This window comes from Polyangium mundeleinium (assembly GCF_028369105.1).
GTDB classification, from domain to species: Bacteria; Myxococcota_A; Polyangia; order Polyangiales; family Polyangiaceae; genus Polyangium; species Polyangium mundeleinium.
This window is the reverse complement of the sequence record NZ_JAQNDO010000001.1, coordinates 10734676-10749265: the sequence shown is the minus strand read 5'-3', so window position 1 is coordinate 10749265 and position 14590 is coordinate 10734676. Positions and strand designations below refer to the sequence as shown.

General features: G+C 68.6%; 11 protein-coding genes. 4 read left to right on the top strand and 7 right to left on the bottom strand.

What is annotated here, in order from left to right; all coding sequences use genetic code 11:
• Positions 1-497: 497 nt before the first annotated feature.
• A complete protein-coding gene (locus POL67_RS42275) occupies positions 498-2612 on the top strand; it encodes an ATP-binding protein (protein ID WP_271926801.1) in 2115 nt (704 codons plus the stop codon).
• Positions 2613-2686: 74 nt separating this feature from the next.
• On the opposite strand, the gene POL67_RS42270 is transcribed toward POL67_RS42275, so the two are convergent.
• The 5 genes from POL67_RS42270 to POL67_RS42250 all read right to left on the bottom strand — a co-directional run bounded on the left by POL67_RS42270 (position 2687) and on the right by POL67_RS42250 (position 10011).
• Entirely contained in the window at positions 2687-3769 is a 1083-nt protein-coding gene (locus POL67_RS42270; RefSeq protein WP_271926800.1) for an NAD(P)/FAD-dependent oxidoreductase, read from the bottom strand.
• A 13-nt stretch (positions 3770-3782) separates the two neighbouring features.
• Complete coding sequence (locus tag POL67_RS42265) at positions 3783-5630, bottom strand: LodA/GoxA family CTQ-dependent oxidase (protein WP_271926799.1); 1848 nt, start codon at positions 5628-5630, stop codon at positions 3783-3785.
• A 228-nt stretch (positions 5631-5858) separates the two neighbouring features.
• The gene (locus POL67_RS42260) at positions 5859-7364 is read right to left on the bottom strand and encodes an aldehyde dehydrogenase family protein (protein ID WP_271926798.1); all 1506 of its coding nucleotides are present in this window, start codon (positions 7362-7364) and stop codon (positions 5859-5861) included.
• A 45-nt stretch (positions 7365-7409) separates the two neighbouring features.
• Positions 7410-8144, bottom strand: coding sequence for an SDR family oxidoreductase (locus POL67_RS42255; RefSeq protein WP_271926797.1), 735 nt, complete (start codon positions 8142-8144; stop codon positions 7410-7412).
• Positions 8145-8457: 313 nt separating this feature from the next.
• Positions 8458-10011, bottom strand: a complete 1554-nt coding sequence (locus POL67_RS42250; protein ID WP_271926796.1) for a sensor histidine kinase — start codon at positions 10009-10011, stop codon at positions 8458-8460.
• Positions 10012-10147: 136 nt separating this feature from the next.
• On the opposite strand from POL67_RS42250, the gene POL67_RS42245 reads away from it, so the two are divergent.
• Positions 10148-10522, top strand: a complete 375-nt coding sequence (locus POL67_RS42245; protein WP_271926795.1) for a response regulator transcription factor — start codon at positions 10148-10150, stop codon at positions 10520-10522.
• A 6-nt stretch (positions 10523-10528) separates the two neighbouring features.
• Here the strand turns inward: POL67_RS42245 and POL67_RS42240 are convergent, their stop codons facing one another.
• Both POL67_RS42240 and POL67_RS42235 read right to left on the bottom strand, forming a co-directional pair.
• On the bottom strand, positions 10529-11140 hold the full coding sequence (locus POL67_RS42240; protein ID WP_271926794.1) for a response regulator transcription factor: 612 nt from the start codon (positions 11138-11140) through the stop codon (positions 10529-10531).
• Positions 11141-11331: 191 nt separating this feature from the next.
• The gene (locus POL67_RS42235) at positions 11332-12135 is read right to left on the bottom strand and encodes an alpha/beta fold hydrolase (protein ID WP_271926793.1); all 804 of its coding nucleotides are present in this window, start codon (positions 12133-12135) and stop codon (positions 11332-11334) included.
• Positions 12136-12250: 115 nt separating this feature from the next.
• On the opposite strand from POL67_RS42235, the gene POL67_RS42230 reads away from it, so the two are divergent.
• Complete coding sequence (locus POL67_RS42230) at positions 12251-13129, top strand: hypothetical protein (RefSeq protein WP_271926791.1); 879 nt, start codon at positions 12251-12253, stop codon at positions 13127-13129.
• Positions 13130-13624: 495 nt separating this feature from the next.
• Positions 13625-14572: a glycerophosphodiester phosphodiesterase gene (locus POL67_RS42225; protein WP_271926789.1), complete on the top strand. Its 948-nt coding sequence runs from the start codon at positions 13625-13627 to the stop codon at positions 14570-14572.
• Positions 14573-14590: the final 18 nt, after the last annotated feature.

Sequence of the window (14590 nt, the reverse complement as noted above, 5' to 3'; positions counted from 1 at the left end):
CCGGTGTGAGCCCCTCCGGGGACCGGGAGAACGCGAGCCGAGGGGTCCCGCTGCGTGCAGCGGATCCCCGCCCACGATGCCATCCGAAGGCGCGACCGATTTGCGAGCCGTCCCGAAGAGGGCCGAAAGCAGCGAGAAGGAACGCTTGGAATCGATGTGCGGTTTCATACGTGCAAGCTCCCCGAGAGGCCATGCGCCGCGACGTCGTAGGTCTCGGCGGGCCAAGTCGAACGGGAGCTTGGGACCGGGGGCGTGACGGGAGCGTGACAGGACGCGGTGAGCAGATTTTCGTCGCGCTTCCGCGCCGATAGCTCGGTCCCTCCCGGAAGCGCGCAGGGGGACCACGAGCCGTTGCCCGACACCGACCTGTATCGCCGATTGCTGCTCGATGGTGGCGGCATGACCCAAGGTGGGGCATGACGCGGTGGGACCGCATCCTTATCGCCCCGCCTCCCGTCGAGCGATGGCGCTGGAGGCCTCCGAGGTGACAGCGCCACGTGCACGCGCAGGGCAACTCCACAAAAGGGATCATCGACTGGCATCTCTCCGTGCTGGGAGAGGTCCGACTCGTCGGTCCCAACGGCCCGGCGCGGTTCGAAAAGAAGGCGTTCGGGCTCCTTGCCTACCTGGCGGTCGAGGGGGCGACGCCGAAGTCGAGGCTCGCCGGACTGTTCTGGTCCGACTCGCCCGAGGCGACGGCGCGGGCCAACCTGCGACAGCTCCTCCGGCGGCTGAAGGTGGCGACCGGCGACGTGCTCGTGAGCGGCGCAGATCCGCTGGCTCTGGCGGCCTCCGTGGACGCGGACGTGAGCGCGCTGCGAGGCGCGCGCCGCACGGAGCTCGCGGCGCGCGCCACCGAGCTGCCTTTGGGCCGGCTGCTCGGTCAGCTCGCGTTCGACGACGCACCGCTGTTCGACGAGTGGCTGCACAGCGCGCGAGCGAACGTGGACGCCGCGCGACGTCAGGCGATCACCGCCGCGATCGACGAGCACGAGCGAAGCGGTCGTCTCGCCGACGCGCTCGCGCTCGCCGCGCGCGCCGTGGAGCTCGAACCGCGTTCGGAGGACGCGCACCGGCAGCGGATGCGCCTGCTCTATGCCGCGGGAGATCGTGGCGAAGCGCTCGCGGTCTTCCAGCGCCTGCGCGCGATGCTGGATCGGGAGCTCGGGATCGAGCCATCACGCGCCACGACCGAGCTCGCCCGCGAGATCGCGCGCTCTGTCGAGCAACGCGGGCCGAGGTCCGCGCCGTCGGCGCGCGTGATCCCGCTCTCCGTGCTCCGGCCTCCGGCGCTCGTGGGCCGCGAGGAGGTGTGGGCGCGGATGGAGGCGGCTTGGGCCGCCGGCCAGGCCATCATCATCGGCGGCCCGCCGGGCATCGGGAAGAGCCGCCTCATGCACGACTTCCTCAACGCGGTGGCGAAGCCGTTCTTCTTCTCGGGCCGCCCCGGCGACCGCGCCGTGCCTTACGGGACGCACGCACGCGTGTACAGCGAAATGCTGGCGAAGATTGACGCGGCGAAGCTCGCTCCCTGGGCGCGCGCCGAGCTCGCGCGGCTCGTGCCGGCGCTGGGGCAGGCGCCGGGGCCGATGGAGAGCGAGGCGGACAAGATACGCATGCTCCAGGCCAAGATCGAAGCGCATCGCCTCGCGGCGCGCGAAGGCTACGACGCGTTTGGCGTCGACGACATCCAGTTCGTGGACGCCGCGACCGCGGAAGCCGGGCAGTATGTGATGGCGCAGCTCTTCCAGGACCCGACGGTGAAGCTTCGCGCCGTGCTCTGTTATCGCGCGGGCGAGCTGCCCGAGGCGATCATGGCGTCCATCCGCGAGGGCGTGGCGTTTGGCCTGGGGATCCACATCGAGCTCGATCCGCTCCCCCCGGCCGGCGTGCGGCAGCTCCTCGGGAGCCTCGACGTGCCCGGCATCGCCGACATGGCCGACTCGATCGCGAGCTACGCGGGCGGCAATCCGCTCTTCGTGCTCGAGACCGTGAAGCACGTGATCGCGTCGGGCACGCTCTCGCGCGCCGAAGTCGCGCGCATGCCCCCCGGCCGCATCGGCGTGGTCCTCGAAGGCACGCTCTCGCGCTTGTCGGAGCCGGCGTTGCAGATGGCCCGCGTGCTCGCGCTGCTCGGCTCGAATTTCACGCTCGCGAGCGCGTCGGCCGCGCTCGAGGCCAGCGCCGCTGCCACCGCCGCTTGCTGGGCGGAGCTCACGGCCGCGCACGTCGTGCATGGCATGGGCTTCAGCCACGATCTCATCGGGGAAACCGTCCTCGCGACGCTCCCGCGCCCCGTCGAGGTGCTCCTGCGCCGCCGGCTGGCGGTGGCGCTCGAAGCGCTGGGCGCAGACCCTGCCCTCGTGGCCGAGCAGTGGCGCGGCGCAGGCGAACCTTGCATGGTGGGTCGAAAGCTGATGGATGCGGCGACGTCGTCCCGCGGCGTCTTCTTGCCGCGCGAGGCCGCGGTCTTCTACGAGCGCGCCGCCGAGGCGTTCCGCGAGGGCGGCGACGTGGTCGCGGCGAACGAGGTGGGGAAGATGCGCGATCGGCTCCTCCAGCGGGCCGGGGCCGCCGTCGATCCCGCGGGGCCGAGGTCGCCGGCTCCGTGACCGCCGAGGATCCCTGCGCGTGATTCCGGCCGGTGGCGCCCGGCTCGAAGCCTCTCCCCCCGGTGCGCCCTGCCTCAGCGTGCGTGGCGCGCGTGCCAGTAGGGCGCGTCGAGCCAGCGCTGCTCGCTACGGTAGATGTGCAGGGCCTCGCGGCGGTAGTCATCGAAGGCGCGCGTGAGGCGCGTGGCGTAGGCGGGCAGGGCGGAAGCGTCGCCGCGCCAGTCAGCGACGAGCGCGGCAGCGGCGTCCACGCCTGTGCGCAGCGCGAGCGTCAGCCCGTGCGCGGAGATGGGATCGTAGCAGAGCGCGGCGTCGCCGACGGCCACCCAACCGGGGCCTTGCGGATGCGCGAGGCGGGCGCTCCCGGCGTCGACGAAGCGCGGGGCACCTTCGAGGCGCGCGCGGTGACCCTCGAGGCGGTGCCGGGTATGGGTCGAAGCATCGAGCAGCGCGCCGAGGCCTTCGGGCGTGCGCGCGCTCGGCGCGTGGTGCAGCGCGGCATCGGTGAAGAGCGCGAGGGCGAAGCGCCCCCCGGGGATGGGCGCCGAGTACCAGAACCCCTCGCGCACAGCCTCGATCAGCGTAAACGTCTCCTCGATGGGCCGAGCCGCGCGCGCGAAGGCGACGAGCGCCACCTGCTCCCACGCGACCAGGCGCGTCGCGCCCTGGCTGCGAGCGAAGGACGCTGCCCGTCCCGACGCGTCGACCACGTAACGCGCGGCGACTACCCGGCTATCGGCATTCGCCGCCGCGCGCCATACACCGCCCTCCAATTGCCATCCCCGCGGCGCGTCCTCCTCGAAGAGGCGTGCGCCCACCTCGATGGCCCGCTCCCGCAGCATGGCCTCGAAGCGCGCGCGGTCGATATGGAAGCCGTGCCCGCGTGGATCGCGAAGGAAGTCGTGCCATGCAAGCGCGGCGCTCCCCCACGCGGAGGCATTCGCGTGGCAGGGCAGGTGCCCGTCCGCACGGAAGCGCTCCCAAACCCCAAGCTGCGCAAGCAGGGACGGCGCCCCGGGCGAGAGGCTCTCGCCGATGCGCTCGCGGGCCTGCGCGCGTCCGAAGACTGCCACGCGCAGGCCCGCGCCGGCGAGCGCGATGGCCGACGCACTCCCCGCCGGCCCCGCGCCAATGACGACGACATCCGCCTCGATCAAGCGCCCGGCCTTGCTAGTCCTCGGACGACCAGATCGGCGCAAGCGCCGTTGCGGTCGGCTGGTCGTGCTCGATCTGCCGGCCCGTCTCCACCCAGACCTCGCGGGGCAGGAGGCCGCCTGGTCCGGGTTTTGGCTCGACGATGCCAACGAGCGCCCATTCGCGGATGAACTTGTTGATCGCGTCCTTCGAGGGATAGATCTGCGGTGGGAACGTCGGCCGCATGGGGTAGCGGATCCCGCGCAGCCACTTCACACGCTGCTCGAAGGCGAAGACCCGCTCCTTCTCGCGGGGGGAGGTGTCTGGATCGATGAGCTGCTCGTACTGCTTCTCGCTGAGCACGTCGTTCGGCACGCGCGCGGGCCAGAACGTCGGCAGGTAATCGTCGACGTAGGGCACGTAGGCCGAAAGGCACGAGGAGGTGTCGGTCTGCCACGGTGTTGCCATCCAGCGGGTGATGTCGCCCGCCGTCGAGCCGTCGAGCGGCCCGTCTTTCCCTAGCGCGATCGAGGAGATGAGCTGCGGGCCCCAGTCGGGCTCTGGATTGGCGCGCCGTTTGATGCGGAACGGCTCCACGTAAAGGATCTTGTTGCGCATCGGCCAGGTGAACTCCGCGCCGGGGTGGAAGGGCCCGCCGAGCACCTCGTCCAGCACGGCACGGTCGATGCCCCGGACTTGTTCGGCCGCGCTAAGGCTCTCCCAGGCCGGCGGGACCGCGGGCGGCCCGTCGGCCTCGAAATGGCCCTCGGCCCATTGCTCGAGCCACCTGTATTGCGTCGGTAGGATGGCCATCCACTCGCGCGGGCTCGCCGGCTTCGTGGCGTTGCCCGTCATCGCATCCCCGTAATAGCCGGGGAGCGCGGCCGGCTCGGGGTGGTCATAACTCGCATTCCTGAACCAGTCGAAGATGCGCGTGCGGAGCGAGCGCGACGTGTCCGAGGGGTCGTTCAGGCGCGCGACGAGCACGGGATCGGTGAAATCGCTCGGCGTGCCGAAGCCGAAATCGCGCGCGAAGCCTGCGTTCACCCACTGGGTCAGCGAGAACCGGCGAAGCAAGGGGTAGATGTGCTCGGAGAACTTCGGGCGCTGGGGCATGCGCGCCGGCTCCATCTCGGTTGCGACCTGGAAGAGCAGGTCCCAGCCGGTGACGATGCCCTGCAGGCCCGGAGCGTAGTCCGGCGGCCCGACGACCACCCAGGCGCCTTTCGCCGTATAGGTCTTGCCGTTGTATTCGATCGACGCGTCGACCGGCCCGTCGGAGGTGTCGTCGTGCCAGCCGGTGTTGTTGGCAAAGGTGGTCGCGGGCTTGTTGTCGACGCTCGCCGCCTCACCGCGCCCGCCGAGGAAGACCAGGCGCCCTGCGGCGTCGGTGCGCAGCTCGCCGAGGTATACCGATTTACCGAAGAAGCGGCCATGAAACGTGAGGGAGGCGTCGTCGCCGCTCGAATTCACATCCTTGCCTGAGATGGTGACGGGGGGCGGCGTGATGGCGAGGCTCGCGCGCTCGGGGCCCTTCACGGTCGGGTTGCGCAGCGTGCTCGCAAGGCCTTGCGACTCGAGGATGTCGAGCGCCTGATCGAAGTTGAACCACGCCGCCTTTTTGTTCGCGACCTCGACCTTCCAGGTGATGCGCGCGTCGTCGGCGGTGATCTCCTTGACGACGTTGCCGTTCGCATCGAGGCCATAGACGCGGAAGCGCGCGGCTTGGCGCTTGATGCAGCCGCTCGCGTCGCGGTAGGCGTCCGCGCGCGGCACGCCGGGCTGCTCGGGGCCGAAGAAATACGCGTCGGCGCTGTTACCAACGCGCGCCACGCCGATCGACGGATAGATGGCGAACTGGGTGATCTCCTGGCGCTCGATCATGAGGTCCTCCTCGGAAACAAACCGCCATCATCGTCGGCGACCGACCGGGTGAGCGTCAACCGGCATCGGGATGGAGGCCTACGTTTTTGGGGGGTCGTGTCCGACGAGCGCTCCACGACGGTGACGCGACGCCCCGGCAACGTGCAGCTTCGCCGAACCTCTCGGCCGGCGGGCCGGCGACCGCATCCCGCGCGGCGGTGTCGGGCAGCGGCGTCCGATCGGCAGCCGTTACGGCGAGGCGTGGGCGATCGTGGCCGTCGGAAACTCGACCGGAACCGCGATCGTCTTCGTCTCCAGATACTCTTCGAAGCCTTCGAGCCCCATCTCGCGGCCGATGCCCGATTGCTTGTAGCCGCCGAAGGGAGCGTTGGGAGAGAAGAAGAACGCCCCGTTCACGTTCATGGAACCCGTGCGGATACGGCGGGCCACCTTCATGGCTCGTTCGGGAGACGCCGAGATCACCGACCCGGAAAGGCCGTAGATCGAGTCGTTCGCGATACGGATTGCGTCTTCATCATCTTCGAAGGGGATGACGACGAGGACGGGACCGAAGATCTCTTCTTGCGCGATCGTCATCGTGTTCTCGACGTCGGCGAAGAGAGTGGGCTCGACGTAGTAGCCTTTCGCGAAGCGCTGAGGTTTGCCCCCGCCCACCACGAGCCGCGCCCCCTCGGCCTTTCCCTTCTCGATGTAGGCGAGGACTCGCTCACGCTGTGCGGCGTTGATCATCGGCCCCATGATGTTTTTCATGTCGGTCGGGTCGCCGTAGGGCACGTTGCGATAGATCGACTCCAGAATGGCGATGGCCTCGTCGTAACGCGAGCGCGGAACGAGAAGCCGCGTATTCAGCACGCAGCCCTGGCCGGCGTTCGCGCACACGAAGCTGGCGCCGATCAGAGCTTGAGAGAAATCCGCATCGTCGAGGATGATCATCGCGGACTTACCGCCGAGCTCGAGCAGCGTCCTCTTGATGGTTTTCGCGGCGCTCTCCATGACGCGACGTCCCGTGGCCGTCGACCCCGTGAACGAGACGACGTCCACACGAGGGTCGGCGGTGAGCATGGCGCCGAGCGATCCGTCGGCCGACGACGTCAGCACGTTGAACGCCCCCGGCGGCAGGTCCGGGCACTGCGCGGCGACGCGCCCCAGCATCGTCGCCGCCCACGGCGTGTCGTGAGCGGCCTTGAGCACGACCGTGCAGCCGGCCGCCAGCGCGGGAATGGTCTTCTGCAGGTTCGTTTGCACCGGCGCATTCCAAGGGGTGATGGCCACCACCACGCCAGCGGCCTCCTTGCACACCAGGCGACGCGCGGCGCCTCCCATGGGCGAGCCCAGGTCCTCGAGCTCGCGCTCGAACGGATAGGTGGCCAGGAGCCGGAGCGAGTAGTCGATGTCCGCGACCGAGCTGTCGAGCATCGGTCCGTGCGTGAAGGCGATCGGGCATCCGCTCTCGGCGACGATCTGACGCCGCCACTCGTCGGACGCGGCCTTGAGGCCATCACGAAGCTGGATCAGCGCTCGGATGCGCCGCGCCTTGTTGGTCGACCAATCCGACGCGTCAAAGCAGCGACGAGCGGCGGCGAGCGCGCGATCGGCATCGGCCAAGGAAGCCGCGGCCACGACCCCCGCGATCTCTTCGGTCGCGGGATTGACGACGTCGTAGGTTCGCCCCCCCTCCGCGTCGACCAACGCGCCATTGATGAAGAGCCGACGTTCCGCATTCAGGTTTTCCATGGTTCGTATCTCACTTTGTCGAGTTGTCTCTTTCGATTGCGATCGCTAGACGAGCGCCAAAGCGTCCGCGCCCGCCGGAAAGCGGAGTTGACTGGAAACGTCGTTCGCGGCTCTCCACACCGCGTCGGCCACGTCCGATGGAGTGGTCACCGCGGGCGGATTCGCGAAGCCTGCGAAGATGGGTTCGGCGAACGCGGCGTAGGCCGCGGGAATCAGGTCCGCGACCGGGATGTCCGTGTTCTGAGCGAAATTCGTGGACGGGCCGTATCCGGGTTCAACGAGCTTGGCGCGCACGTTGAATGCTTGAAGCTCCAGCGCGAGCGACCCCGTGAAACCTTCGATGGCCATCTTGCTGGCGGTGTAGGCCGACGTGAGCGGCATCGGGGTGAGCGTCACGCTGGAGGTCACGTTCACGACCACACCCGACTTGCGCGCGCGGAATTGCGGGATAACGGCCTGCGTCATTGCCATCACGCCGAACGTGTTCGTCTCGAAGATCTTGCGGACGTGCGACATCGGCGTCGCCTCGAACGCGCCGACGACGCCGATGCCGGCGTTGTTGACGAGCGCGTCGAGGGGTCCACTCGCGTCGATTGCGTTCGCGATGCTCGCCGCGCTCGTCACGTCCAGCGCGAGGACGCGCATACGCTCCGAACGCGGAAAGAGATCTTCGCGGGGGGTTCGCATCGTCGCGATGACCCGCCACCCGCGCTCGTGAAAGCAGCGCGCCGTCTCGAGCCCGTACCCAGACGAGCAACCCGTGATCAATACCGTCTTCATGCTCATGCTCCGTTTCCGACGTGGTTTGGAAGTGGACGACCCATGCGGGTCGCGTCACGTCATGCGTCACGCTGCGGCTCCGTCGTGGTGCTCGCAGCGGTTCGCGAGAACTGTCATCCATTCGCAATCGTCCAGAGTGTCGAGCGAGATTCGCCGTCGCGGGTGCGCGGGTGCACCCACGGCTCTTGCGTGCAAGCTCGTCGGGAACGACGCTGATTGGTGCGCTTAACCTATCGGCCGAGACGCGCCTCTTCCACCCTCTCTTGGTAGGGTATGGCGCGTCTCGTCGTGCGCGCCTCCGCGCGAGAGGAGTTTAAAGGCGAGGCAGGACCAGATGCACGGCCATGCCGAACGGCTGCATGGGCTCCGCCCAGATGCGGCCTCCGTGGGCCAACACGATCTTGCGCGTGATCGTCAGACCGAAGCCGAGCCCATCCACCTTCGTCGTGAACAACGGCTCGAACAGCTTCGCTTGCTGCGCGGGGGAGATCGGATCTCCGACGTCCACGATCGAAACCCGCACGCCGTCGCCGTCGACCGCGCTGCGAAGCGTGAGGAGTCGCTCGCGACCCACCACGAGTTTGAGCACGTCGATGGCGTTTCGGATGAGATTGAAGATGGCCTGCTGCAGCTGCGTGACGTCACCGTCGACCTCCGGGACGTCCTCCAGCTCCCCCTGCGTTCGAATGCGCGCCCGGTCGAGCTCCACGCGCGTCATGGCCAGCACGTCGCGCAACAGGTCGTTGATTCGAACGCGGCTCCGTTGAAGGTCGCTGCCCCTCACGAGCGACCTCAGACCGTTCATCACGGCCACGACACGGTGGACGTCCCGGACTGCGCCTTCCGCGGCCTCCCTCGCCTCGTCGAGCTCCGGAGGCGAGTGGGCGAGCCAGCGCAGGCTGGCCTCGGCGCTCGCCGCGATCGCGGTGAGCGGCTGATTGATTTCGTGAATGATGGAACCCGCGAGCTCCCCGAGCGACGCGAGACGAAGCGCGTTTTCGAGCTCGGACTGCTGCCGGCGGAGGGCCGCCTCGGTCTCCCGCCGTTCCGTCACGTCGGTGAGCACGCCGTAGTAGTAGAGGTCGCCGTGGTGATCGCGGTCCACGTCACCCATGCACTGGAGCCGGCGAATCTGCCCATCGAGAACGACCCGATACTCGAAGTTCATGGGCAGCAGGTTGGCGACGCTCGTGGTGAGTTCGTCCACCGTGCGTTGTCGGTCTTCGGGGATGATCTTCTCGGCCCACACCTCGAAATCGACCACCGCGAGCGTCGGATCCAGACCGAAGAGCTTGTAGCACTCGAGCGAAGCGAACGACTGCCGCGTGCGGGTGTTGTACCGGAAGTCTCCCATCCTCCCGACCTGCTGATGCTTCACGAGCATGCTCGTGGTCTCGCGGAGCACGGTCTCGGCATCGAGCCGTGCGCGTCGCTCACGCTCGAGCATGGCGCCGAGGCGTGCTCTCTCATGAGCGGCAGCAAATCGCTCGATGAGCGGCAAGAGTGCGGCCAGCGTTTCGTTTCCCACAGAACGGCCGTGCTCGAAGACGACCTGCAACACCCCGATCGGCCCGAGTTGGTGGCGCAGCGGAATCAGGAGCTGCTCACCGACCTCGCCTGCCGTCGCGAGCCGCAGGGCCTCGCTCCCGTTCCACACGAGCTCGAGGAGCTCACGCGGGAGCTCTCCGTCGACGCGTTCCTTCGCCATCGCGGGTGGCTCGGGCGCTGCGAGGTACACGGCCCCACCGAATGCGTTCGCTTGGTCCAGAGCGCGCTCGAGCAGTTCCTCGGCCAGGCGAGCGACTTCCGCTTCGGGTGGCGTCCGAAACTCCGCGAACGAACTAAGCGCGATGCGCTCGAGAATCATGGTCGCCTCCCCTTACCAACCCTACCTTGGTGGGGTGGAGCTGCAGCGACGGATCGCGTAGCCTGCACCAGGTGGTGGCCTCGCACGCACAGCCCGTGCCGACGTTAGCACGCTCGAACGTGAGGAATACGTGCGCGTGTCTGCCCGCGAACTGATTGCCGTCGTCGACGACGATCCTGGAATCCTGAAGTCTCTCAGCAGCCTGTTGAGGTCTGTCGGCTTCCGCGTCGCGACGTTCGGGAGCGCCGAAGCCTTCCTCGCGAGTGCGGAGCGAGACGAGGCTCGATGCCTGATTCTCGACCTGGAAATGGACGGAATGGGCGGGCTCGCGCTCTTGGCGCAGCTCGGAAAGCCACTCACGATTCCGACGGTCGTGCTCACGGCGCGGCAGAACGAAGAGCTGCGGACCCGCGCCCTCGACGCCGGGGCGCACGCCTTCCTGCTGAAGCCGCCCGTGGCGGCCGTGCTCTTCGACACGATCGCCGAGGCGGTCGCGCGCGCCACGCCCTAGCGGCATTCAGCGTCCCAGCCGGGCGGACATGCGCACGAGCTCGGCCACGGACCCCGCCTTCATCTTGCGCATCACGTGACCGCGCTGCTCCTTGACCGTGAACTCCGCGGTGCCGAACTCCGCCGCGATCTGCTTGTTGAGCAGTCCATCGACGACACGCGCCATCACTTCGCGCTCACGTGGCGTGAGCGCTTCGTATCGCCCACGCAACTCCAAGAGCTCCTGCCGACGGGCGCGTGCGTGCCTGTCCCGCTCGATGGCGGTCGCGACCACGGCCGCGAGCTCGTCCGCGACGAACGGCTTGGTCAGAAAATCGTCGGCGCCCGCCTTGATGGCTCGCACCGTGGTCGGAATGTCCCCCCGTCCCGTGAGGAAGACGATGGGGAGCGGTCGATCCTGCGCCAGGAGCTGACGCTGAAGCTCGAGCCCATCGATGCCGGGGAGTTGCAGGTCCAGCAACAGGCAGGATGCATGATCCTCCAACTTGGCCCTGAGAAACTGGTCCGCGTCTTCGAAGAGGGCGACGCGGTACCCGAGAGAACGGAGCAACGTGGAGAGCCCCGCACGGACGCTCGCGTCGTCGTCGACGACGTAGACCGTCGCGTCGTCTCGACTCACGTGGCACCGCCGCGGTCGCCCTGGTTGCGCATGCGATCCCAGGGAAGGTCGGCTTCCCCGAGGCGCGCTCCCCGTAGCGAGACGAACGTCATGCCCCGAGAGCGTACCGCGACGACGCGACGTCGTCCATTCTCGGTCGTCCAGGATCCATTCGCGATCGTCCAAACCAACGACGGATCGAGATCCGCGAACTACCCCTGACTCAGCTCACGCAAGAACGACAGGACCACCTCTCCCAGGCGCTCGGGTTGTTCAAATGGAAGGCCGTGGCCGGCGTCCTGTACCTGTTCGATTCGTACGCGTGGGTTGAGACGCCGCAGTTCCGTTGCCATCTCGAGCGTGACGACGGGGCTGCTGTCACCCATGACGAGCAGGCTCGGGACGTCCATCGCGCGCACCACGTCGCGATACGCGGGGTTGGGCGGCGTGAGAACGTCGAACGCGCTCATGCGGGTCTTCCGTCTCGCCTCGGCTTGAAGCTCGACGATCTCGGGCGAGCGACGCGGGTGTCGGGCTCGGGCCTGCGCAACGAGGTCAGACTTCTGGAAACCGAGGGCCTGGCGGTGTTGATCGGCGACGTCGCTGTCGCGCACCTCGCGTTGGCGCTCGGGGCTCAAGAACGTCGGGTCGACCAGGATGAGGCCGCGGAGGACCCCCGCCCCTCGACTCGCCACGACCGCGGCGGTCATGCCGCCCATCGAGTGGCCAAGCAGAACCGGACGGGAGAGCCCGAGGCCGCGGATGAGGCCTACGACGTCGCTCGCGTGATCGTCGTACCGGTATCCGTGGTGCGGCGCGCTCGAACCGCCGTGCCCTCTGGCGTCGGGCATGACGACGTCGAATTCACCTTCGAGCGCCCGCGCCAGGGGAGTCCAGCAGGCGCCGCTCCCCATCAATCCATGGAGCAGAACGACGGGAACCTTGGCGCCTCCCGTTCGGAGGTAGTGGATGTGGATGCCGTTCGTTTCGCAGACTTCACGGATCCAGGTCGTCATGGGACGGTCCCTGCCTGCCGCAGCTTCGCACGTGGGAGGAAGGGGTTCAGGTCTACGCCAACAGGACGCGGGTGCGCGAGCCGTTTCTCTCTGGCACGCTGTGGGCATGCGGACGATGGCAGCAGCGCTCGGCGTGGCCCTCTGCGCGTGCGGCGGAGCGCCCGCGGTGCCGCGGGAGACGGTCGATCCCGCGAGGGATCCCGCGGTCGCGTCGGTGCAAACGGCAGGCGTCGAGGGGGTGCGGCGCCGGATGTCGTGGCTCTACGCGGACGACACCGTGCTCTACCGCGGGACGATCGACGCGCGGAACGACCTCGGCGCGAGCCCCGACCGGGAGGACGAGGGGGTCTCGGGCTCGATGGTGGGCCGCCTCGATCGCAATCCGACCGCGTCGGTGCTGGGTCCGGCGGTGGCGATCCGTCTGGTGCGCGACGGCGACGATCGCGGCGCGCTGCTCCTGTGGCAGCCGGCGAGCGACGCGACGATCACCGGGCTCGTCGGCCCGTTCGGACGCACGGACGGCGTGGGCCTCGACGGAACGCGCTGCACGGGCTGCGTGACGCCGTTCGCCGCGGCGCCGCCGTCGATCCGCGTGGGCGCCGCGGCGACGGGCGCGTGGGGCGACGGCACCACGGCGCACGCGTGGGCGCGGGGAGAGCTCGCGCGGATCCCACGGGGTGATCTGCGAGCGCCGGAGCTCGCGGCGCTGATCGAGACCGAGACGGGCATCAAGGCCGAGGCGAACGACGGCGCCGTGTCGCTCCCGATCGATGGCGTGCTGTCGCGCGAGCTCGCGCTCGATCCCCCACCGGCCGAGGGCCACACGGCCTGCGCCGAGACGCGCGCGTGGACCGCGGTGGGCAGGATCGCGCTGCCCGACCTGACGGTACGGGTGACGGACGTCGAGCTGGGCCCCTCGCGCGCAGCGTGCTGCGTCCCGGAGCACGTGCCGTGCAGCGGGCCGAGGTGCATGCCGGTGCCGGGGCGTTCCTGAATTTTGCGGCAACGGTCGTTCCACCCCCTTCGACATCGGGGTCGGCGAGCCCGTGATCGGAGTGCTGCCCCTTCGATATCGGGGTCAGCGAGCCCGTGATCGGAGTCCCCCCTCTTCGACATCGGAGTCGGCGAGCCCGTGATCGGAGTCCCCCCTCTTCGATATCGGAGTCGGCGAGCCCGTGATCGGAGTCCCCCCTCTTCGACATCGGAGTCGGCGAGCCCGTGATCGGAGTGCCCCCTCTTCGACATCGGAGTCGGCGAGCCCGTGATCGGAGTCCCCCCTCTTTGATATCGGAGTCGGCGAGTCCGTGATCGGAGTCCACCCTCTTCGACATCGGAGTCGGCGAGCCCGTGATCGGAGTGCACCCTCTTCGACATCGGAGTCGGCGAGCCCGTGATCGGAGTCCACCCCCTTCGACGCCACCCAAGGCCGCGCGCGAATCCTCCCCTGCCGCAAGCGGACATGCGATGCTCCTTCCCGGGAGGGCAACCCATGTCCACGAAGGTCCAGCATCCCGTCTTCGCGCCGAAGGCCACACCGCTCGTCTTCGGGCACCGCGGCACCCCGCTCTTGCATCAGGAAAACTCGATGGCCGGCTTTCGCCGGGCCGCCGCGATGGGCATCGCCGGCGTCGAGTTCGACGTCTTCCTCACCCGGGACGAGCGCGTCGTCGTCTTCCACGACGCCGACACCGAGCGCCTGACCGGCGTGAAGGGGCGCATCCAGGAGATGACATGGGACGAGATCGCAAACCTCCGCCTGCAGAAGCGCGTCGCCATGGGGAAGAATGCGCGCGGCGAAGAGGTCGTGATCGATTTTCCCACCGAGGAGCCCATTCCGCTCCTCGAAGAGGTCCTCGCCGAGCTTTCGGGCCGGCTCTTGATGGATATCGAGCTCAAGCCCGAGCTCCCGAGCTTCGGCGAGCGGCACGTCGGCGCGCACGTCGCCGAGGTCGTCCGGCGCGCCGGCGCCGAGGCGCGCGTCGTGGTCACGTCCTTCGACTTCTGGAAGCTCGGCGCGGTCGAGAAGGCCCACGCCGCGCTGCATACGGGCATCGCCTACGACGACAACTTCCTCGACGGGACCGAGCCCTTCCTCCGCTCCCTGCCCGAGCTACGCGCCGAGATCGGGCGCGCGCCGGGCAACCAGAACCCGGAGATGCTCATCCATGCCCTGATGGAAGCGAATCCCGTCGGCTGGGCCTTCGGCTCGACCGTGGTGAACGCCGAGCACACACTCATCGATTCGAATACGGTGAAGCGCTTCCACGACCGCCACATGGCCGTCGGCGCGTATACGATGTTCCCGCTCGACACGTCGTCCGTGAAACATCCGCTCCCCGAGCCGGAGGAGATCGAGCGGATCCGGACGCTCGTGGCGTACGGGGTCGATTGGTTCGAGACGGATGATCCCGAGAAGCTCCAGGCGCTGCTCGGCTGAGCGCCGCACGCCACGGCC

Bases quoted from the DNA above. Each gene is read 5' to 3' on its own strand.
- POL67_RS42265 (WP_271926799.1), bottom strand. From the start codon at position 5,630: ATGATCGAGCGCCAGGAGATCACCCAGTTCGCCATCTATCCGTCGATC.
- POL67_RS42260 (WP_271926798.1), bottom strand. From the start codon at position 7,364: ATGGAAAACCTGAATGCGGAACGTCGGCTCTTCATCAATGGCGCGTTG.
- POL67_RS42250 (WP_271926796.1), bottom strand. From the start codon at position 10,011: ATGATTCTCGAGCGCATCGCGCTTAGTTCGTTCGCGGAGTTTCGGACG.
- POL67_RS42225 (WP_271926789.1), top strand. From the start codon at position 13,625: ATGTCCACGAAGGTCCAGCATCCCGTCTTCGCGCCGAAGGCCACACCG.
- POL67_RS42230 (WP_271926791.1), top strand. From the start codon at position 12,251: ATGGCAGCAGCGCTCGGCGTGGCCCTCTGCGCGTGCGGCGGAGCGCCC.
- POL67_RS42235 (WP_271926793.1), bottom strand. From the start codon at position 12,135: ATGACGACCTGGATCCGTGAAGTCTGCGAAACGAACGGCATCCACATC.
- POL67_RS42255 (WP_271926797.1), bottom strand. From the start codon at position 8,144: ATGAAGACGGTATTGATCACGGGTTGCTCGTCTGGGTACGGGCTCGAG.